Annotated in this window: 19 protein-coding genes; 6 read left to right on the top strand and 13 right to left on the bottom strand. The window is 69.3% G+C overall.

The annotated features are described in order from the left end of the window. Nucleotides 1–2: 2 nt before the first annotated feature. The 7 genes from ACFFJC_RS00280 to ACFFJC_RS00250 all read right to left on the bottom strand — a co-directional run bounded on the left by ACFFJC_RS00280 (nt 3) and on the right by ACFFJC_RS00250 (nt 6,904). Nucleotides 3–1,091: a TrbI/VirB10 family protein gene (locus ACFFJC_RS00280; RefSeq protein WP_379485572.1), complete on the bottom strand. Its 1,089-nt coding sequence runs from the start codon at nt 1,089–1,091 to the stop codon at nt 3–5. Between the two features lie 3 nt (nt 1,092–1,094). Further along, nucleotides 1,095–1,979 carry a TrbG/VirB9 family P-type conjugative transfer protein gene (locus tag ACFFJC_RS00275; protein WP_379485571.1) on the bottom strand — a complete coding sequence of 295 codons (885 nt, stop codon included), beginning with the start codon at nt 1,977–1,979 and terminating at the stop codon, nt 1,095–1,097. Next, entirely contained in the window at nt 1,976–3,244 is a 1,269-nt protein-coding gene (locus tag ACFFJC_RS00270; protein WP_379485570.1) for a TrbL/VirB6 family protein, read from the bottom strand. The genes ACFFJC_RS00275 and ACFFJC_RS00270 overlap by 4 nt, the downstream gene beginning before the upstream one ends. Nucleotides 3,245–3,248: 4 nt before the next feature. Continuing rightward, nucleotides 3,249–5,678: a VirB4 family type IV secretion/conjugal transfer ATPase gene (locus ACFFJC_RS00265; protein ID WP_379485569.1), complete on the bottom strand. Its 2,430-nt coding sequence runs from the start codon at nt 5,676–5,678 to the stop codon at nt 3,249–3,251. 28 nt (nt 5,679–5,706) lie between these two features. After that, on the bottom strand, nt 5,707–5,988 hold the full coding sequence (locus tag ACFFJC_RS00260; protein ID WP_232496084.1) for a VirB3 family type IV secretion system protein: 282 nt from the start codon (nt 5,986–5,988) through the stop codon (nt 5,707–5,709). Between the two features lie 13 nt (nt 5,989–6,001). Next, nucleotides 6,002–6,346, bottom strand: a complete 345-nt coding sequence (locus ACFFJC_RS00255; protein ID WP_379485568.1) for a TrbC/VirB2 family protein — start codon at nt 6,344–6,346, stop codon at nt 6,002–6,004. Between the two features lie 189 nt (nt 6,347–6,535). Next, entirely contained in the window at nt 6,536–6,904 is a 369-nt protein-coding gene (locus ACFFJC_RS00250; protein ID WP_379485567.1) for a hypothetical protein, read from the bottom strand. 292 nt (nt 6,905–7,196) lie between these two features. Between ACFFJC_RS00250 and ACFFJC_RS00245 the strand changes: the two genes are divergently transcribed. From ACFFJC_RS00245 to ACFFJC_RS00230, 4 genes are all read left to right on the top strand, one after another. Then, complete coding sequence (locus tag ACFFJC_RS00245) at nt 7,197–8,804, top strand: beta-helix domain-containing protein (RefSeq protein WP_379485566.1); 1,608 nt, start codon at nt 7,197–7,199, stop codon at nt 8,802–8,804. A gap of 79 nt (nt 8,805–8,883) precedes the next feature. Next, entirely contained in the window at nt 8,884–11,583 is a 2,700-nt protein-coding gene (locus tag ACFFJC_RS00240) for a TonB-dependent receptor domain-containing protein (protein ID WP_379485565.1), read from the top strand. A gap of 305 nt (nt 11,584–11,888) precedes the next feature. Then, nucleotides 11,889–12,464, top strand: coding sequence for a TMEM165/GDT1 family protein (locus tag ACFFJC_RS00235; RefSeq protein WP_379485564.1), 576 nt, complete (start codon nt 11,889–11,891; stop codon nt 12,462–12,464). A 175-nt stretch (nt 12,465–12,639) separates the two neighbouring features. After that, nucleotides 12,640–13,176 (top strand): hypothetical protein, encoded by a 537-nt coding sequence (locus tag ACFFJC_RS00230; protein WP_379485563.1) that lies wholly within the window; start codon nt 12,640–12,642, stop codon nt 13,174–13,176. A gap of 99 nt (nt 13,177–13,275) precedes the next feature. On the opposite strand, the gene ACFFJC_RS00225 is transcribed toward ACFFJC_RS00230, so the two are convergent. After that, the gene (locus ACFFJC_RS00225) at nt 13,276–13,950 is read right to left on the bottom strand and encodes a response regulator transcription factor (RefSeq protein ID WP_379485562.1); all 675 of its coding nucleotides are present in this window, start codon (nt 13,948–13,950) and stop codon (nt 13,276–13,278) included. A gap of 211 nt (nt 13,951–14,161) precedes the next feature. On the opposite strand from ACFFJC_RS00225, the gene ACFFJC_RS00220 reads away from it, so the two are divergent. Together ACFFJC_RS00220 and ACFFJC_RS00215 are read left to right on the top strand one after the other, a co-directional pair. Further along, nucleotides 14,162–15,067, top strand: coding sequence for a UDP-2,3-diacylglucosamine diphosphatase (locus tag ACFFJC_RS00220; protein ID WP_379485561.1), 906 nt, complete (start codon nt 14,162–14,164; stop codon nt 15,065–15,067). Continuing rightward, nucleotides 15,064–16,134 carry a glycosyltransferase family 4 protein gene (locus ACFFJC_RS00215; protein WP_379485560.1) on the top strand — a complete coding sequence of 357 codons (1,071 nt, stop codon included), beginning with the start codon at nt 15,064–15,066 and terminating at the stop codon, nt 16,132–16,134. The genes ACFFJC_RS00220 and ACFFJC_RS00215 overlap by 4 nt, the downstream gene beginning before the upstream one ends. 2 nt (nt 16,135–16,136) lie before the next feature. Here the strand turns inward: ACFFJC_RS00215 and ACFFJC_RS00210 are convergent, their stop codons facing one another. The 5 genes from ACFFJC_RS00210 to pstB all read right to left on the bottom strand — a co-directional run bounded on the left by ACFFJC_RS00210 (nt 16,137) and on the right by pstB (nt 20,261). Continuing rightward, on the bottom strand, nt 16,137–16,970 hold the full coding sequence (locus tag ACFFJC_RS00210; protein ID WP_379485559.1) for an IclR family transcriptional regulator: 834 nt from the start codon (nt 16,968–16,970) through the stop codon (nt 16,137–16,139). Between the two features lie 7 nt (nt 16,971–16,977). Further along, a complete protein-coding gene (locus ACFFJC_RS00205) occupies nt 16,978–17,988 on the bottom strand; it encodes an LLM class flavin-dependent oxidoreductase (RefSeq protein WP_379485558.1) in 1,011 nt (336 codons plus the stop codon). Between the two features lie 103 nt (nt 17,989–18,091). Next, nucleotides 18,092–18,778 (bottom strand): phosphate regulon transcriptional regulator PhoB, encoded by a 687-nt coding sequence (gene phoB, locus ACFFJC_RS00200; RefSeq protein ID WP_379485557.1) that lies wholly within the window; start codon nt 18,776–18,778, stop codon nt 18,092–18,094. Continuing rightward, a complete protein-coding gene (gene phoU / locus ACFFJC_RS00195; protein WP_379485556.1) occupies nt 18,775–19,476 on the bottom strand; it encodes a phosphate signaling complex protein PhoU in 702 nt (233 codons plus the stop codon). The genes phoB and phoU overlap by 4 nt, the downstream gene beginning before the upstream one ends. Before the next feature lie 23 nt (nt 19,477–19,499). Beyond that, nucleotides 19,500–20,261 carry a phosphate ABC transporter ATP-binding protein PstB gene (gene pstB, locus ACFFJC_RS00190; RefSeq protein ID WP_379485555.1) on the bottom strand — a complete coding sequence of 254 codons (762 nt, stop codon included), beginning with the start codon at nt 20,259–20,261 and terminating at the stop codon, nt 19,500–19,502. Nucleotides 20,262–20,265 lie beyond the last annotated feature (4 nt).

The raw sequence follows: 20,265 nt of genomic DNA, 5'->3' as shown, positions 1-20,265 counted from the left end.
CGTCACTGGACCTTGCTGAAGTCCAGGTCCTTGGCGGTGAACACGCGGATCGGCTCGCCCTGGCGGACGCGGATGGTCGGTCCGATCTGGGAGCCGCTCTGCACCGCCTGCGCCGCGGCGGAGCTGCCGCCCCCGACGACGACGTTGGCGCCGCCCGAGCCGATGGTGGCGAGGCTGCCGACGACCGAGAGCAGCATGGCCGAGCCGAAGCGCTCGAAGAAGTGGCTGTTGACCTTGCCGGGCAGACCCGTCTCGCCGCCGAAGGCGATGGCGGGCGAGCCCAGGTTCACCGAGACCCCGTCCGGGCGGATCAGGCGCGACCAGATGACGTAGGCGCGCTTCTGGCCGGCGGTCAGCCCGCTCTTGTACTGGCCGATCAGGCGCGAGGAGCGCGGGACGAGCACGCGGCGCCCGTCGAAGCTGCGCACGTCGGTCGAGACGATGGCGCGCACGTAGCCGGGGACGTCGGTGTCGATCGCGGTCTCCAGCACCGCGGGGATCAGCGTGCCCTGGGTGACCGTGGTCGCCGGATCGAAGGAGCGCGCCGCCGAGGCGGTGGAGCCGGTGCCGCCGATGCGGGCCGCGAAATCGTCGTTGGCGTTGCCGCCCTTGGCAGCGTCGCCCGCAGCGCCGACGGCAACGGCCGCGCCGGTCCCGACGTCGAACACCACGGTCGGGCTGGCATAGGGGTTCGCCTGAGTGCCGGGCGCGGCCGCGGTTGCGGGGGGCGCCGCCAGCACCGGGGCCGGGGCGGGCGCGGGCAGCGGCGCCGGCATCGCCGCCGCGGCCGGCGCAGGCGCGGGAACCACGCCGGCGGGGACGGGCACCGCGGGCACCGGAGCCGGGGCGGCGGGCACCGCCGCGCTCGGGCCATTGCGCGCCGAGTCCATCGACCACAGCGTCAGCCCGCCCAGCGCCGCCACGATCAGGACGCCCGCGGCCAGCCCGAGGCCGTCGGCCTTCTTGCGCTGCGAGACCTGCGGCAGGACGTTGCGGGTGGCGAGGTCGATGACCTGCGCGCCTTCGCCGTCGCGCGGATCATTGGCGGCGTCGGGTGCGAGGCGTTCGCGCAGCGAGGAGTTGGGCGCCATGGATCAGTTCCCCTGAGAAGTGGGCGCCGCCGCCGCCGCGACCGGCGCGGTCGGGGCGGGTACGGTGACGGGCGAATTGGCCGCGACGCTGGGTGCCGGAGCGGCGGTCCGCGGCGTGGAGGCAGGCCGGGCCGCGAGCGGCAGGCCGTTCACCAGCTCCGCCTTGGCCTTGCCCGAGCGCAGCACGATGGTGTTCGGCACGTCGTCGATGACGATCGCGGCGCCGCGCACCGCGTAGTTGACCGGGCCCTCGTCGCCCTTCTCGTTCATCACGAGGATGGCAGGCACGGCCGCCTTGTCGGGCCAGATCAGGTAGGTGGAGGTGCCGTCGTCATAGATGCGCGAGGGCATCAGCTTCTCGGTCCCCACGCGCTTCCACGCGAAGTTGAGCGCGGCCGGGTCGGCGGGCAGCGCCGCGGGATCGCCCGCCGCGATCGCCTGCTCGGCCGGATCCAGACCGGCCAGCGCCGGCGCTCCGGGGAGATCGTCCTTCGGTTCGTCCTTGTAGGTGAAGCGCAGCATGTAGAGCGGCTTCGCCTTGGCCGAGGCGACGAGATCGAAGAAGTACGTGCGGCGGTTGGTCACCACCGTCATGTTGGTGCGTGCGCTGCCTTCCAGCGGCTTCACGAAAAGCAGGTCGGCGCGCTTGTTCGGCGTGATCTGCCACGCCTGCGAATCCCCGACCGCGACGTTCTCGATCGACTCGTTGCGGCCGAAGGCGATGGTCGCCTGGACCCCGGCCCTGCCGTCGATCCGCACCACCTCGTTCTCGCTGTAGGCGTGGGTGACGAGGCGATCGTCCGCCCGGGCCGGCAGCGCCAGCGCCGCGGCAGCGAGGCTTGCGCCGATCGCGGCGGCGGCAAGCCTGCGCGAGGATGCGCGGTTCATCGTGTCTTCTCCTTGGCCGGCAACCTGCCGGTGTCGTTCGATGCGCTGCGGAAGCGGCTGCCGATCCCGTTCGCGATGCCCTTGGCGCGGGTGGCCGCGTCGCCCTGGCGCAGGGGTTCGATCCCGCCGCCCACGACTTGCGTGACCACGGTCCGCCGCTCGCTGGAACGCGCCCCGCCTTCGCCGGCCGCGGCCACGGCGCTGCCCGAGGCCGCCGCAGCCGCGGCCGAGACGGTGGAGGTGCGGCTCTGGAACGCGGCGGGTGCCGGCGCGGCGGTGCCGGCCACGGGCGCGGGTGCGGCCTGTCCCTGCGGCCCGGCGCGGTCGCGCTCGCTGCTGCCGAGACCGAAGACCTGCCAGCCCGACACCATCGTCGCGGCCACTTTCACCACCATGACCATCAGCGCGACGTGGACCGAGGCCACCAGGAACAGCGCCATCGCACCGCGGCCGTCGATCTCGCCGGCATTGGCGTTCTGCATCAGGCCCGAGATGATCGGCACCAGCAGCTCCAGCGTGATCCCGCCGCCCAGCACCACGAAGAGCGGCGTCACCGCGGTCAGCGCCACCCCGCGCAGCCACCCTGCGGTGAGCCCGCGGGTGCCGCCGAACAGCGCCATGACCACGAAGATCGGCCCGAGCGCGAGCAGCACGGCCAGCGCGATGCGCGCGGTGAGCAGCACGCCCACGGTGCCGAGCAGCAGCAGCAGCGCGCCCATCCACATCACGCTCTCGGGCGTGAACAGCCCGCCCGCGCCCTTGGCGACGCCGGCCACGACCGCGCCTTCGGCTCCGCTGGCGCCACTCTCCTGCGCCGCGGCACCGGCCTTGGTGGTCGCCTCGGAGATGTCGTTGATGGCCGAGAAGATGATGTCGATGCGATCTCCGAAGACCTGCGTCGCCGAGCCCTTGGCCCCCATCAGCAAGCCCGCAATCCAGTCCGGCCCGCCGATCGCGAGGTTCCAGACCACGCCCTGGTAGGCGATCCAGCTGGTCGCGAAGGTCAGCACCACGCCCAGGCGCAGCATGCGCGGCGACAGCGCCGAGATCCCCAGGCTGGAACGGCCGGTCAGCAGCGAGAAGGCGAAGAAGGCAATGTAGAGCGTCAGCAGGATGGTGAGCACCGGGCCCATCGCCCCGCCCGCGCCGAACAGCCGCCCGAAGGCCGAGGCGGCCATCTCGTTGGCGACGCAGTCGACCGCCCGCAGCGCCGGCGCGACGCCAGCCGAGGCCACTTCGGTGAGCTGTTCGCAGGCTGCGCTCATGGCCCTACTCCGCCGCCTCGATCCAGGGCGCATCCTCGGCGAGCTCGCCCGGCCACGCCATGCCGGTGAGCACCGGATACCAGGCCTCGGGCGCATCGCCATACCGTTCGCGCAGCTGGTCGAGCTTGCGCACGGTGCTCTCGCGGCCCGAAAGGACGGTGAGCACCTCGGGCATGCCGGACAGGTCGAGGCGGACCACCACCGATGCGTCCGACTGGCGGATGAGGAAGCAGCGCGAGTGCGCCGGCAGCGTGCGGATCACGTCCAGCTCGTGCTGCGACAGGCCGAAGCCCTCGCAATAGTCCTCAGCCCGCGCGCGCGAGTTGGGCATGAAGATCATCGTCGCGGTCTGCTCGACCAGCGCGGTGGCGATCCTGCTGTCCAGCGCGTCGCGCGCCGACTGGGTGGCGAAGCCCACCAGCGCGTTGCGCTTGCGCAGCGTCTTGAGCCAGTCGCGGATGCGGGCGGCGAAAACCTCGTCGTCGAGCGCCTTCCAGCCCTCGTCGATGAGGATCATCGTCGGCTCGCCGTCCAGGCGCTCGTCGATGCGGTGGAACAGGTACATCATCACCGGCGTGCGCAGGCGCGGGCTTTCCAGCAGCGCGGTCATGTCGAACCCGAGCACGCGCGAGGAAAGGTCGAGCCGGTCGTGCTGGTTGTCGAACAGCCAGCCGTGCTCGCCGCCCTGGATCCAGGCGTCGAGGCGGCTGGCGAGGTCGCCCGGCTCCGGACGGCGGGCGCCAGCCAGCAACTCGCGGAAGTGCGACAGGCGGCGCAGCGCCGGATCGTTGTGGTAGGCCGCATCGACGGCCCCGGCGATGGTCGCCAGCTCCTCGGGCCCCTTGGCCGCCAGCAGCACGCCCAGCCAGTCGCGCAGGAAGGCCCGGTTGCTGGCCGTGTCCGGCAGCGAGAGCGGGTTGAACCCGGTGGGATGGCCGGCGGCGACGCGGCTGTAGGCGCCGCCGATGCCGCGCAGGAACACTTCGGCGCCGCGGTCCTTGTCGAACAGGATCGTGCGGGGCGCGAACTTCTGCGCCTGCGCCGCCAGGAAGTTCATGACCACCGTCTTGCCCGAACCCGACGGGCCGATGACGGTGAAGTTGCCGAGGTCGCCCTGGTGGAAGTTGAAGAAGAACGGCGTCGCGCTGGTGGTGGCGAGCAGCGTCACCGCGTCGCCCCAGTGATTGCCGCCGGCCTGGCCCATGGCGAAGCCGTGGAGCGAACCGAAGCAGGCCATGTTGGCGCTGGAGATCAGCGCGCGGCGCACGATGAAGCTCTCGTTGCCCGGGAACTGGCCCCAGAACGCCGGCTCGAGATTGACGTCCTCGCGCACGGCGACGGCGCCGGCATCGGCCAGTGCGGCGGCGCACAGCGCGGTGACCTCGTCGAGCTGGTCGAGCGATCCGGCGCGCACCAGCACCGAGAGGTGATGGTCGCCGAAGCCCACCGAGCCGGTGCCCAGCGCATCGCGGGCCGACGCCATCTCGCGACGCTCCGCCATGGCTTCCTCGTCGGCGCTGCGCAGGCGGCGGATGGCGAGGTCGATGCGCTCGCGCGCGATCTGGCGGTCGGACGGCGCGTACGTCTCGGTCAGGACCAGTTCGCAGGGCAGGCGCAGCAGCGCGTCGGTCAGGCCGGGCGCGGTCGAATCGGGATAGTCCTTCAGGCTGACGATGGAGCCGAAGCCGCCGCCGGTGGCGCCGCGCACTTCGAGCGCGTCCATGCCGAAACTGACTCGGCGGTAGGGGAGCATGTGGCCGAGGTCTGTCTCGTCCGCGGGGCGGCGAACCGGCCGCATCTCGCCGTTGTAGAGCGCGCTCAGCAGTTCGAGCACTTCGGAGCAGCGCCCCGCCGGCGCGTCGTAGTCGCCCAGCAGCCGCGCACCGTAGGCGCCGAGCGAGGCCACCATCGCCGAAGCCGCCGCCCTCAGTGCGCGCACGTCGGCCGGATCGGCCTCGACCGCGTCGGCGCCCTTGCTCTTGAGCATGCGCGAGAGCTTGTCCGCCCACCCCGCCTTGCCGCGCGCCGGGCGCCGCACCAGGGTGATGAACTGGTCGTTGACGAAGAGCGCGCCCGAACCCGTGCGCTGCCGCCAGCGCGCGTCGATGTGCGCGGCGAGCGGATCGTCGAACTGCGCCGCCATCTCGATCTCGACGCGGCGGCGGATGACGTGGTGGTAGAGCACGAAGCGCGCGTCCAGCGAGGAGCGCAGCAGCACCTCGCGGGTGGCGACGTGGGCGTTGAGCTCGTCGCTGTCGGCCGTCTCGAAGGCGAGACCGGGCACCATGAGGGCCAGCATGACCGACCCGTCGCGCAGGCGCACGACGTTGTCGTCGACCAGCCCCGCATAGGGCAGGCGGTCCCCGGCCAGCACTTCCTTGCCGGCGAGTTTCGCCATCGGGCCCTTCAGCGGCGATTTGAAGCTCTTGGCCATCGTTCTCGTTCCCCCGCGCCGTCCCGTGTCAGGGCGCGTAGCTGTTGCAGCCCCAGCGCTGCCAGTTGGCGACGCGCGGGCACTTGCTGACTTTGGCGATCCACAGGTCGAACACCCGCGGTTCGCGCAGGCAGGCCAGGTAGCCGATGCCGTGGATCACGAGCATGACCGGCAGTGTCCAGAAGCTCTTGGTGATGAGGAAGATCTCCGTCACCAGCGCGAAGTTGATGATGAAGAAGCTGTACGTCACCCCCGCGAACATCTGCGGCCGGGTGAGCGCGCGATGGACGGGGTAGCGGGCCAGGGTCACAGCGCGGGCCTCATCAGCCGACCGCGGCCTGCTGGATGCCCGATACGATCGCGCCCGCGCCGAAGAGGATGAAGACGCCGATGATGACGGTCGCGCCGAAGCGCCAGTTCATGCGGCCGGTCAGCATCATGAAGCCGACCGCGGCCACCGCCATGACCGCCACTGCGGTCGCCACGTTGCCCAGCAGCGTGCCCTGCAGCCAGCCCAGCGCGGCGACGATCGGACCCGAGCCGGCGGGGTCGGTGGCGACCGCCTGGGCATGGGCCAGGCCGGGCGTCAGCAGCGCGACGGCGCCGCCGATTGCCTGGAAGAAGCCGCGTGCGTTGCGGCTGCGGAACTGTGCGTATCGAATCACCATGCCCTCCGTATGGAGGCCCAGTGCGCCCCCTGGATGACAGGTGTGTGACGATCGCGCGGCAAGGGTCGAAGACCGCGTGCCGCGCCGCGCACGAAGCCCGGGCCCTGCTGCGCCGCTAGCAGGGCCCCGCACGAAGGTCGAGGCCCCGCGGCGCGGATGCGACGGGACGAGCCACGCCCCGGGAGCGCGTCAGCGTGCGGCGACGGCGCTCGCGGCGAGCATGTTGCGCAGCGCCTGGCGGGCGGCGATGCGCGAATCGACCCAGGTGCCGTCGGCGAGCTCCAGGTCGTAGCGCACCGGGGTGGCGACGGCGGCCCGATAGGCGGCCAGCGCCTTGTCCGCCTGTCCCGCGCGCGCGTAGGCGGCGCCCAGGTTGATGAGGACGGCTGGATCGTCCGACCGGGGCGCTCCGCCGGCTTCCAGCTTGCGCACGGCTTCCTGGGGCTGGCCGGCGCTGAGCTCGGCATAGGCCACGTCATCGCCGCCGGCTGCCGGTTCCCCCTGCGAGAGCGCCGAGGTTCCGAGGACGACGGCGGCGGCAAGGGCGAAGATGGACATGACGACTCTCCCGGTATCAGTGGTTCGATGCCGCCATCGTCCGCTGGGAACGACGCTTCTTCAAGAAAATGACGGCACTGTCATAAAACGGCAATTTCGCTGTGCGCCGCCCGCGAACAGACGAGTCGCGCTACCGGCAGAGGTACCCAGTGCACTTTCGTCGTACTGCCGTCACATAACTGAAGATTAGTGTCATTGTAGCGCCAACAAAGTGTCACCCCCCGGGCCTAGACGCCGCTTGCAACGAGGGCGGAATCGCCGCCTCGTTCGACCTGAACACGGGGGATCCATCGTGAAGAAAATTTCTGGTCTGCTCATGGTGGGCTGCAGCGCCCTGGCTCTTGCCGGCTGCGGTCCGAGCGACATCGCTTCGCCCGGCACCGGCGGTGACGTCATCATCACTCCGGCGCCCTCGCCCAGCCCCTCGCCCACGCCGACCCCCGACACGGGTACCGTCACGCCCGCCACCGGCTGCCCCACCATCGCCGACCCGCAGGGCCTGACCGATGCCGGCACCATCAGCGGCCCCACCGGCACCTGGCGCGTCTGCAGCCTGCCGAACGTGATCCGCACCTCGACCACGCTGCCCAAGCTCGCCGGCGTGCTCTACCAGCTGCCCGGCCGCGTCGACGTCGGCTGCGACGGCGGCTTCACCGCCCCGAGCACCGCGGCACCCTATGCCACCTCGACCGTGGGTTGCCCCTCCGCTTCGCTGACGGCCGACACCAACGTCACCCTGACAATCGAGCCGGGCGTGATCGTCTTCGGCGGCACCGGCCAGTCGTGGCTCGCCGTCAACCGCGGCAACAGGATCAACGCAACCGGCACCGCCACGGCCCCGATCATCTTCACCAGCCGCGACAACATCCTGGGCCTGAACAGCGACTCGTCGCAGGGCCAGTGGGGCGGCGTCGTGCTGATGGGCCGCGCGCCGGTCACCGACTGCACCACCGGCACCGTCGCCGCGGGCACCTGCGAGCGCCAGACCGAAGGTTCGCCCAACCCGGCGCGCTTCGGCGGTGCGGACACGGCCTACAACGCCGGCACCATGAAGTACTTCCAGATCCGCTTCTCGGGCTTCATCCTGGGATCGAACGTCGAGCTGCAGTCGCTGACCGGCGAAGCGATCGGCACCGGCACCACCATCGACCACTTCCAGAGCTTCAACAGCTCGGACGACGGTTCGGAGTGGTTCGGCGGCAACGTCAACATGAAGTACTACATCGCGATCGGCGCCGACGACGACAGCCTCGACGTCGACACCGGCGCGCAGATGAACGTGCAGTACGCCATCCTCGCCCAGCGTTCGGGCATGGGCGACGCGCTGATGGAGATCGACAGCAACGGCAACGAGAGCGACTCGCCCCGTACCAAGCTGGCCGTCGCCAACTTCACCGCGCTGCAGCCGGCCGCCAGCAGCAACAACGAGGGCAACGACCAGGCCTCGATCCTGCTGCGCGGCAACTCGGACACGACCTGGGTGAACGGCCTCATCGTGACGCCGAACAACGAGTGCCTGCGCATGAACGGCACCGGCACCACCCCGGCGACGCTGACGGCCTCCTCGACGGTCATGCAGTGCAACGGCACGAAGTACATCGGCTCGGGTTCGTCGACCTACACCGCCAGCTTCGTACAGTCGCTGTTCGCACCGACCGCCCGCAACAACAGCGACTCGTTCACCAGCACCCTGACGAGCACCTTCGTCAACGGCGCCAACGAGAGCGCCGTCGTCGCCACCGATCCCAAGACGGTCTCGAGCTTCTTCGACACCACCACCTGGATCGGCGCCGTGCGCAACGCGGCCGACACCTGGTACGCCAGCTGGACCTGCAACAGCGCGACGGCCAACTTCGGCACGGGCAATTCGGGCAATTGCACGTCGCTGCCGACGACCTGAACGGGGACTGCCTGACACAACGCGGGGGCAGTCGCACACGGCTGCCCCCGTCCTTGCATTTGGAACTAGGGGAATTCCGATGTCTTTGACGTCGCGGCTCACCGGCGCACTATTGATCTCGTCGGCACTCGTCACGCCATCCGTGGCGTTCGCGCAGGTTGATCCTGCACCCTCCACCACCGCCGGCAGCGGCGCCGAGGCCCCGCCCGCGGAAGCAGCCCCGGAGGACGAACAGGTCGATATCTCGGTCCCGGGCGGCGGTGAGATCATCGTCACCGGCGCGCGCAACCGCAACGTCGTCAAGTCTTCGGACCAGGTCGTCTCGGTCCTCACCACCGAGGAGATCGCCCGCACCGGCGAGGGCAACATCGCCGGCGCGCTCAGCCGCGTGACCGGCCTCTCGGTCGTGGGCAACGGCTACGTCTACGTGCGCGGCCTCGGCGACCGCTACTCGCTCGCGCTGCTCAACGGCTCGCCGCTGCCCAGCCCCGAGCCGCTCCGCCGCGTCGTCCCGCTCGACATCTTCCCCAGCGGCGTGATCGCCTCCTCGCTGGTGCAGAAGAGCTACTCGGCCAACTTCCCCGGCGAGTTCGGCGGCGGCGTCATCAACCTGACCACCAAGGCGGTCCCGCGCGAATCGTTCCTGACCATCGGCGGCGGCTTCCAGGTGGACTCCGAGACCACTGGCGAGTTCGGCTACAGCTACTTCGGCGCCAAGAGCGACTGGACCGGCTTCGACAACGGCAGCCGCGACACGCCGCCGGCCCTGCAGTCGTTCTTCGACAGCGGCGCCTCGCTGAACTCGGGCACCGTGGACACCCGCGCGATCGGCTCGCAGCTCGTGCGCTTCAGCCGCGCCACGCTGCAGAAGGTCCACGACCTGCCGGTCAACTACTCCGCCTCGATCACCGCGGGCACCGCCTTCGACCTCGGCGGCGCCGACCTCGGCGTGATCGCCGCGGCGGGCTTCAGCAACAAGTGGCTCGACCGCCAGGCGCTTCAGCAGACCTCGTTCAGCGGCGACCTCTCCACGCTGCAGACCGACTTCAACCGCGTCACGACGGACAACCGCATCGTCGCCAACGGCCTGCTCGGCCTCGGCCTCGAGTTCGGCGACAACCAGATCCGCTGGACCAACCTCTACATCCGCGACACCATCAAGCAGGGTCGTCTCGGCGTCGGTCAGCGGAACCAGACCACTGCCGACTACATGCAGCAGAACACCGGCTGGTACGAACGCCAGCTGATCGACACCCAGGTCGTCGGCGAGTTCAAGCCGATGCAGGATCTGTCGATCGACGTGCGCGCCGGCTATGCCAACTCGCAGCGCGAAGCTCCCTACGAGTACTTCTTCGAGTACGTGCGGACCAACGCGGAATCCGATCCCTACGGCGACCTCTACGTCAACCGCCTGAACGGCAACGCCGGCGAGGCCAGCGTCACCTTCTCGGACCTCAACGAGGACCTGTGGTCGGCCGGGCTCGACCTGACCTACACGCTCTCGTCGTCGATCCGGGCCACCGTGGGCGGCGCCTTCAGCGACACGGACCGCACCAGCTCGCGCCGTCAGTTCCTGTTCCGCGCCTCCAGCACCTTCCCCAACGAGGCGGCGGTGCTGCGTCCGGACCTGCTGCTCTCCCCCGGCCTCATCACCGGAACCGCGAGCGGCAGCACCACCATCGGCGGCATCGACCTGATCGAACCGGACGAAGCGACGCCGGCGTTCCGCGGCAAGTTGCGCAACTGGGCGGGCTACGCCAAGGCGAACGTCCAGTTCACCGACGAGATCAGCCTCGATGCCGGCGTGCGCTTCGAGAAGGCCCGGCAGGAAGTGACCGCCGTCCAGGTGTTCTCGACCCCGCCGAACTACACGCCGACGCCGGCGCTCCGGAAGGAGTACTGGCTGCCCTCCGCCACGCTGACCTGGCAGCTGCAGCCCGACCTGCAGGCCCGCCTCAGCGCGTCGAAGACGATCGCGCGCCCGCAGTTCCGCGAGTTGATCTACCAGCCGTTCTTCGATCCCGACAGCAACCGCCAGTACCTCGGCAACCCGCGGCTGACCGACAGCCAGCTGTACAATGCCGAGGCGCGGCTCGAGTACTACTTCGCGCCCGAGCAGCGCGTGTCGATCTCGGGCTTCTACAAGAAGATCGACAAGCCGATCGAATCGTTCATCACGCTGCTGTCGGACAATCTCGTCACCAGCTACGCCAACGCGCCCGAGGCCCGTCTCTACGGCGCCGAGATCGAGTTGACGAAGTACTTCGACCTGTCCAGCGCCGGCGGCTGGCTGACCGATCGCCGCGTGGTGGCCATTGCCAACTACACCTACAGCAAGTCGGACCTGAAGGTTTCGGCGGGCGATGCGGTGGCCGTCTATGCGGCCTCCTCCAGCGTGGCGACCGACTACTTCCGCGACGGCGCCCCGCTGACCGGCCAGTCGGACCACCTGGCGAACCTGCAGCTCGGCCTCGAGAACACCGAACGCCTGTCGCAGCAGACCCTGCTGGTCAGCTTCGCCAGCAAGCGCTCGGTCAGCCGCGGCCTCAACGGCTCGACCCCGCAGCCCGACATCATCGAGAAGCCGGGCGTGCAACTGGACTTCGTCGCCCGCGAGGGCGTCGATTTCCTCGGCCAGGACGTCGAGCTCAAGTTCGAGGCCCGCAACCTGCTCGGCACCCGCCACCGCGAGTACCAGAGCAGCGGCGAGAACACGCTGGAGTTCAACACCTACGACGTGGGCACCGTGATCGCGCTGTCGGCGCAGCTCAACTTCTGATTTCTCACCGGGGGGTCCTGCCCTCCCGACGGCACCTCCACGGCCCGGTCGCACTCGCTGCGACCGGGCCTCTTTTTTGCGCTTTCCAAAGCCCTCGGACGGGACTACTCGCCGGGCGTCATCTGGGGAGTAGCCGCCCGCGTCACTGCGGGACCTGCCGTCAACACACTCGGTCGAGAGGCCGTGGCGCGCAGGAGGACGGGACACCGTCCGGGCGAGACCAATGGCGTATCGCGGTTCCGCTCGGCCGGGCGGGCGCCGCATGCGTCGTTGCGTCCGCTTGTCGCCCGGCCCCGGAGTACCGAATGGAAGCCCTGCTCACCTCCACCGCCGTGGTCGCGCTCGCCGAGGTCGGCGACAAGACGCAGCTCCTCGCCATCGTGCTGGCCGCCCGCTTCAAGCGGCCCTGGCCGATCGTGGCCGGGATCCTGGTGGCGACGCTCGCCAACCACTTCCTCGCGGCGCTGGTGGGCGAACAGGCGGCCGCCTTCCTGGAGGGCGCCTGGTTCCGCTACCTGGTGGCTTCGGGCTTCGTCCTGATGGCGGCGTGGACGCTGGTGCCCGACACCTTCGACGACGACGAGCAGGCCGGGCCAGGCCGCTTCGGGCCGTTCCTGACCACGACGATCGCGTTCTTCATCGTCGAGATGGGGGACAAGACGCAGATCGCCACGATCGCGCTGGGCGCCCGCTTCCAGAGCGTGCTGCCGGTCATGGCCGGCACGACGCTGGGCATGATGATCGCCAATGCTCCTGCCGTGTTCCTGGGCGAGCGGATCACCCGGCTGGTGCCGCTGAGCCTGGTCCGCACGATCGCGGCGCTGGCGTTCCTGGCGATCGGCCTGTGGCTGCTGGCGCAGACCGCGGGCTGGATCGGCTGACCGGCCGCGCCCGAAGGGCTCCGCGCTAGGCCGCCTGGACGAATTCCGTGTCGACCGGAATGACCGAAATGGGTGGACAGCGGTCGGTCCGCCTCCGGCCACGAACCGCATTTTGCCGACATTCCTTGTTTCGTTGCTCCTCCGCCTTAATAGAGAAAGAAATATGGGGGTTTTGATGCTCAAGAAGCTATGTTGTGCCATGGTGGTTCTGCTCGCCGCGTCGGCTGCGGCACATTCTGCGGAACCGGGCACGACGCCAGTTCCACCGCCGGTCATCGCCCTCAAAGGTTGCTGGGAGGGTAGCGGCGAGGTGATGAACAAACCTGTCACCATCAGTATCTTCGCAAAGCCAATCGTTCAGGAAGCAATGTTGGCGCTAGATGTCCAAAGCAGCGCCGTAAGCGATGTCAAAGATCGCTATTCGGCTCACCTGATATTTGGCGGAGCTAACAAGCAGCCGGGGAAAACGGAAGATCAGATCGTTGGCTTTTGGGCCGACAGCTTCGGAGGTGGCTTCGCTGCTTTAGGGCAGGGCGAAATCAGCTCCGAAGGGTTCAACGTCACCTACCAGTATCCCGACGACGCATACGTGAACCGTTGGCGTCTCTCGGGAAATCACCTCATGTGGCAGATCGTAGCGCGGGACGAAAACAACGATGAGAAGCCTTTCGCAAGTTACTCGCTTCAAAGGGTAGCGTGTCGACTGAGGTAGCTCGCCGCTGCGTCGAAGACGTCTGCTTACGGGCTTGGCGTTGAGGGCAGCTATGGCGCAAAGGGGGCGAAACCGGACGTCCCAACTTGTCCACGCCGCCTAGGCCGCGTCGAAGACGTAGCCGAGCGAGCGGACCGTGCGCAGCGGGTTGCCCGCGCCCACGCCCTTGAGCGCGCGGCGCAGGCGGCCGATCCACACGTCGACCGTCCGCTCGTCCACCGGCGGCTCCTGCTTGCCGAGCGCGGCGATCAGCTGGCTGCGGCTGAACACGCGGCCGGGATGCTCGATGAAGTAGCGCAGCAGCCGCAGCTCGTTGGGCATCAGCAGGATCGGCTTGCCCTGGAAGCGCGCCTGGAAGGCCGCCACGTCGACCATCAGGTCGCCTTGAGTGACGATGCGGATCCCGGCGCTGTCCTGTTCCCCCAGGTTCGCGCCCAGCACCCGGTCGAGCAGCGCCGTGCGGCTGAGCGGGCCGACCATGTAGTCGTCCGCCCCCATCCGCAGCGCGCGCTTGCGGTCCTCCTGGTTGTCCTCCTCCAGCACCATGGTCACGTGCGCGTGAGCCGTGAGGCTGTCGGCCCGCAGCCGGCGGCAGAGTTCCAGTCCCGACATCTCGGGCAACACCCAGTCGATGAAGATCCAGAGCGCGCCCTCGATCAGCGGCAGCTCGGAGAAGTCCGTCCAGCGGTGCAGGAGGACGTCGAACTGGTCGTGACGGAACGGCGAAAGGCCGCCCGAAAGCTCGCTCGCCAGCAATATGTCGATCCGCCGCATCGCCCCTTCGCCCGCCTTCTGAATGGCTGCCCGCCCTCGGTACGCGCGGGCTTGTGCCTCCGCAGTGTGACGAACGGGTGACATATCGGTGACGGTCGGGAGAAAGCCGGCCAGGAGCCGCCGCGTGTCATCGAAGTGACCCGCAACCGTCACCGCCGCGCAACGGCACGATGGCAGTGGGAGGGGCGCAGGGAACCGGGGACGAACGACCATGCGCGACCACGTCGACACTCTTCTCGAACGCCAAGCCGAACGCCGGGGCCGCATCCCGGCCTGGCTCGACATCCCCGATCCCAAGGGCTTCCGGCCCAAGCGGAAGTACCGCACGATCTGGATCTCGGACATCCACCTCGGCACGCGCGGCTGCAACGCGGCGATGCTGGTGGACTTCCTGCGCGCGGTGGAATGCGAGACGCTCTACCTCGTCGGCGACATCGTCGACGGCTGGCGCTTGCGCAAGGGCTGGTACTGGCCCGATGCGCACAACGAAGTGGTCCGCCGCATCCTCAAGATGGCGCACCGCGGCACTCGCGTGATCTTCATCGCCGGCAACCACGACGAGATGCTGCGCGACTATGCCGGCCTCAGCTTCGGCGGGGTCGAGCTGGCGCTGGAAGCGGTCCATGTCACGGCCGACGGCCGCCGCCTGCTGGTGACCCACGGCGATGCCTTCGACGGCGTCGTGCTCTACGCCAAGTGGCTCGCCTTCCTGGGCGACAAGGCCTATTCGATGCTGCTGCGCGCCAACATCGCCTTCAACGCGGTGCGCCGCCGGCTGAAGATGCCGTACTGGTCGCTCTCGGCCTACATGAAGAAGAAGGTCAAGAACGCGGTCCAGTTCATCGGCAGCTACGAGGAGGCGGTCGCCAACGAGGCGACCAGCCGGGGCTTCGACGGCGTGGTCTGCGGCCACATCCACTGCGCCGAGATCCGCGAATTCGCCGGGATCACCTACTACAACGACGGCGACTGGGTCGAAAGCTGCACCGCGCTGGCGGAGGACTTCGCCGGGACCATGTCGATCATCGACTGGGTGGCCGAGACCGGGGGCGAGGCCGCCTCGGCCGCGCTCGCCGGCGTGGACCATGCCGCCGAGGGCGCGAGGGCCGAGGCGTGAAGCTGGCGCTGGCGACCGATGCCTGGTTGCCGCAAGTCAACGGGGTCGTCCGCTCGCTGACCGCGACGGTCGAGCACCTGGTCGGCCGCGGGCACCAGGTCGAAACGATCACCCCCGATCGCTTCCTGACCCTGCCGATGCCCGGCTACGCCTCGATCCGGCTGGCGATGGCGCCGCGCTTCGGCGTGCGGCGGATGCTGGACAAGGCGTCGCCCGACATCGTCCACATCGCCACCGAGGGTCCGATCGGCTGGGCCGCGCGCGGCTGGTGCCTGTCGCGCGGGGTGCCGTTCACCTCCGCCTTCCATACGCGCTTTCCCGAGTATGCCGCGGTGCGCACCGGGCTGTCGGCCGCGTACTTCTGGCCCATCCTGCAACGCTTCCACGCGCAGAGCCAGGCGGTCATGGTCTCCACCCGCAGCCTCGCGGAAGAGCTGGAGGGGCGCGGCATCGGGCCCACGCGGGCGTGGAGCCGGGGCATCGACCATGCCCTGTTCCGGCTCGAAGGCCCCCGCCATCCCGCGATGTCCGCCCTGCCCGGGCCGGTCCTGCTCAACGTCGGCCGCGTCGCGCCCGAGAAGAACCTTGAGGCTTTCCTGGGCCTAGAGACCCCGGGCACGAAAGTGGTGGTGGGCGACGGTCCCGCTCTCGACACGCTAAGGCGGCGCTATCCCGACGCAATTTTCCTTGGCGCGCTCTGCGGGGAGGCGCTCGCCTCCGCCTATCGCGCCGCCGACTGCTTCGTGTTTCCCAGCCTGACCGACACCTTCGGGCTGGTCGTGATCGAGGCGCTGGCCTGCGGAACCCCGGTCGCCGCGTTCCCGGTGACCGGCCCGATCGACATCCTCGGCCCCGATGGCCGCGGCGTCGACCACCGCGTCGGCTGGCCGGCAGGCGCGATCGACGCGGACCTGGCGCGCGCCATCGACGGTGCCCTCACCGTCGAGCGGACCGACGCCGCGGCGCTGGGCGCGCTCTATTCCTGGGAGCGGGCGACCGACCAGTTCCTGGCCGCCATCGCCACGGCCCTGGGCGAAACGCACGGCATTCTGCGCCGCGCCGCCTGACGCTACCGGAATCCGAGGCTGCGCGAGATGGCCGCAGCCTCCGCCAGCACCAGCCGCGCCAGCTCATCCAACCGGTCGCGCGCCCGCGCCGTCGGCGCCGCGATCACCAGCGCGCCGACGACCCGGGCCGAGGCGTCGCGGATGACCGCGGCGGTGCCCGTCACGCCTTCGGCCGCCTGGTCCACCGTCTGCGCGAAGCCGCGCTCCCGCGCGCTTTCCACGATCGCGGACAGCGCGGCGCGGTCGGTCTCGGTGGTCGGCGCCAGACGTTCCACGCCCACCCGCTTCAAGTACGCGTCCACCGCGGAAGGCGAGCAGGTGGAGAGCAGCGCCCGACCGCCCGCCGTGGCATAGAACGGCCGCCGGTCGCCGACGGAGACCGAGTAGCGCACGACATTGCGGCTCTCGACGAGATCCACGTATGTGACCATGTCGCCGTCCGGGTCGCCCACCGCGAGCAGCACGGTCTCGCCGCTGCGCTCCGACAGCCGCCGCATCCCTTCGCGCACCAGATCGGAGCTCTGCAGCCGGCGCCGCGCCTCGGTGAGCGCGCTGCCGAGCCCGAATGCCCCCGGACCGAGCCGCCAGGCGCCTTCCGTAGCGGTCACCAGATCCTCGTCTGCCAGGCCGCGCAGGAGCGCCGCCAGGCTGCTCTTGGGCGTGGCGAGCCGGCGGCTCAGGTCGGCAAGCGAGACCGGCTCGTTGCTCGCGCACAAGGCCTCCAGCACGCGGATGACGCGGGTGACCGACTGCGGCGATCCGCCGCGACGCTCCTCCCCGGCCCGAGCGCCTGGCCCCGGAACTGCTCCCGGAATTGCATCGTCATCTGCCTGCAACCGGCCCTCACTGAAAATGCGGAAGAACCTCCCGCGCGAAGATCCCGGCATATGCGAGGAAGCGCTCCGCCGGAAGGCCGGGCGGCATCGCCATCGTGAATTGCTCGACCGGCGCGGTCTCGCGCAGGTGCCGGAAGTGCGCCACCGCCTCCTCCGGCGTGAGGATCTGGAGGATGCCGCTCGCCTTGAAGGCGTCCAGGTCCATGGGGCGCAAGACGGCACCCTCCAGGCCGATCGCCTTGTCCTCGTTCATCCACGCGCCGTAGCTGTTGCTGACATGGTGGAAGTACGGAGCCAGCTCCTCCATCGCCGCTACCTTGTCGTGCGCCACGACGAGCATCAGCCCCTGGAGCCAAATCCGGGCCTGGGCGGGGTCCTTGCCCTGCTCTTCCAGCTTCTGGCGATAGAGCGGCCAGACTTCGGCATTGCCGAAGTAGCCGTCGCCGTACCGCGCCACGCGCTCCATCGCCTTGGGCGCGAAGCCGCCGATGTACAGCGGTATCTGCCGGCGACAGGAAAGCGGGCTTACCTGCGCCCGCCCGAGCGTGAAGAACCGGTCCTCGTGATCCACGCTCTCCCCGTCCCACAGGCGGCGCAGGAGGTGCAGGAACACGTCGAAGCGAGCCCCGCGCTTGGTGAAGTCGAGACCATGGGCGGCATATTCACGCGCGCGGTAGCCGATGGCGAGGCCCAGCTGGAGCCGTCCGCCCGAGAGGATGTCGAGCACCGCGCAGTCCTCGGCAAAACGCAGCGGCTCGTAGAGCGGGCCGAGCGCAATGCCGGTGCCGATGCGCATCCGCCTCGTGCGCGCAGCGACGGCGGCGAGCGTCACCAGCGGCGAGGGCATGTAGCCGTCGTCCGCCAGATGATGCTCGGGGACGAAGGCGCCGTCGAAGCCCAACGCCTCGGTCTCGGCGATGACGTCCAGCGTCTCGGCGTAGAGCGCCTCGGGATCGCGGCGCCACGGCGCCGGATTGCGGAAATCGTAGAGATAGCTGAAAGTCAGCCTGCCGGTCATCGCACCTTCGCCCTCGTATCGTTGGCGAGAGGATTAGGCGCGCCGGCCCGGGCGGCAAGGCGCCGGAGCGATGAGTGTCCGGAAACCCGTGCGCCGGTCGGCCTTACGCCACGTCCATCGCGTAGCCGGCGGCGCGCACGGTGCGGATGGGATCGGTGTCGCCGTCGCGGTTGATCGCCTTGCGCAGGCGGCGGATGTGGACGTCCACCGTGCGCTCGTCGATGTCGGAGTCCATGCCCCAGACGCCGTCGAGGATCTGCTGGCGCGAGACGACGCGGTTCGGGCGCTCCATGAAGTAGCGCAGCAGGCGGAACTCGGTCGGGCCCAGGTGCAGTGCCTCGCCCGAGCGGCGGACGCGGTGGCTGGTCGCGTCGAGCTCGATGTCGCCCCACTGCAGCACGCTCCCCGCGAGCGAAGGGCGCGCGCGGCGCAGCAGCGCCTCGATGCGCGCCATCAGCTCGCGCGGGGAGAACGGCTTGGTGACATAGTCGTCCGCGCCGGTCTTGAGGCCGCGGATCATGTCCTCTTCCTCGCCGCGCGCGGTGAGCATGATGATGGGGACTTGCGCGGTCTCCTTGTCCTTGCGCAGCTGGCGGCAGACCTCGATCCCGGGCACCTGCTCGATCATCCAGTCGAGCACGATGGCATCGGGCATCTGCTCGCGCACCATGACCAGCGCCTCCTCGCCGTCGGGCGTGGAGCGCACGTCGTAGCCCTCGGCGCTGAGATTCCAGGTCAGCAGCTCGCTGAGTGCGACGTCGTCCTCGACGACGAGGATCGAGGCGTTCACGAGAGCATCCCCTGCGAGGTGTCGTCGGTGAGGGAATCGCGTTCGGTGCAGTACTCGCCGGTAGCGGCATAGTAGACCATTTCGGCGACGTTGGTGGCGTGGTCGCCGATGCGCTCCAGGTTGCGGGCGATGAACAGCAGCTGCGCAGCGCTGGTAATCGTCGCCGGGTTCTCCATCATGTGCGTCAGCAGCGAGCGGAACAGCGTGTTGTAGAACTGGTCCAGCTTCTGGTCGCGGCGGATCACCTCCACCGCCAGCGCCGCATCGCGCGAGCCGTAGGCATTGAGGACGTCGCGCACCATGCTCTCGGCGATCTCGGCCATGGCCGGCACCAGCGTGACCGGGTCGATCTTGGTGCGGCCTTCGAGCGCGTTGATGCGCTTGGCGATGTTCTTGGCATAGTCGCCGATGCGCTCGATCACGCCGGAGATCTTGAGCGCGGCGATGACGTCGCGAAGATCGTCGGCCATCGGCGCGCGCAGCGCGATGGTGCGCACCGCGAGGCGGTCCACCTCCGCCTCCAGCGCATCGAGGCGGGCGTCGGCGGCGACGACTTGCGCGGCCAGCTCCTCGTCGTGGTGGACAAGCGCCGTGATGGCGTCGCGGATGGCGACTTCGGCAAGCCCGCCCATCTCGGCGACGAGGCCGCGCAGCTGCCCGATCTCGCTGTCGAAGGCCTTTACGGTATGATCGACCATGGCGTTTTCCTTAACCCATCACCTCAGCCGTAGCGGCCGGTGATGTAGTCCTTGGTGCGCGTCTCGCGCGGGTTGGTGAAGATCTGGTCGGTCTCGCCGTATTCCACCAGGCTGCCCAGATGGAAGAACGCGGTCTTCTGCGAGACGCGGGCCGCCTGCTGCATCGAGTGCGTGACGATGACGATCGCGAAGCTCTCCTTGAGCTCGTCGATCAGTTCCTCGATGCGCGCGGTGGCGATCGGGTCGAGCGCAGAGCACGGCTCGTCCATGAGGATGACCTCGGGGCTCACGGCGATGGCGCGCGCAATGCACAGGCGCTGCTGCTGGCCGCCCGAAAGCGCGGTGCCGGCGTCGGAGAGACGGTCCTTGACCTCGTCCCACAGGCCCGCCTTGGTCAGCGCGCGCTCCACCACCACGTCCATGTCGGCCTTCGCATTCGCCAGCCCGTGGATGCGCGGGCCATAGGCGATGTTCTCGTAGATCGACTTGGGGAACGGGTTCGGCTTCTGGAACACCATGCCGACGCGGGCGCGCAGGGCGACCGGATCCATCGCCGGATCGTAGATGTCCTCGCCGTCGAGCAGGATCTCGCCATCGACGCGGGCGCCCGCGATGGTGTCGTTCATGCGGTTGAGCGTGCGCAGGAACGTCGACTTGCCGCAGCCCGACGGGCCGATGAAGGCGGTGACGATGCCGTTGCCGATGTCGATGGAGACGTCGTTGATCGCCTTCTTCGGTCCGTAGAAGACGTCGACGTTGCGGGCTGTGATTTTTGCTTCGGTCATGTCC

The organism is Novosphingobium soli, assembly GCF_042432915.1.
Taxonomy (GTDB): Bacteria; Pseudomonadota; Alphaproteobacteria; order Sphingomonadales; family Sphingomonadaceae; genus Novosphingobium; species Novosphingobium soli.
This window is presented reverse-complemented; position numbering and strand designations above follow the sequence as displayed.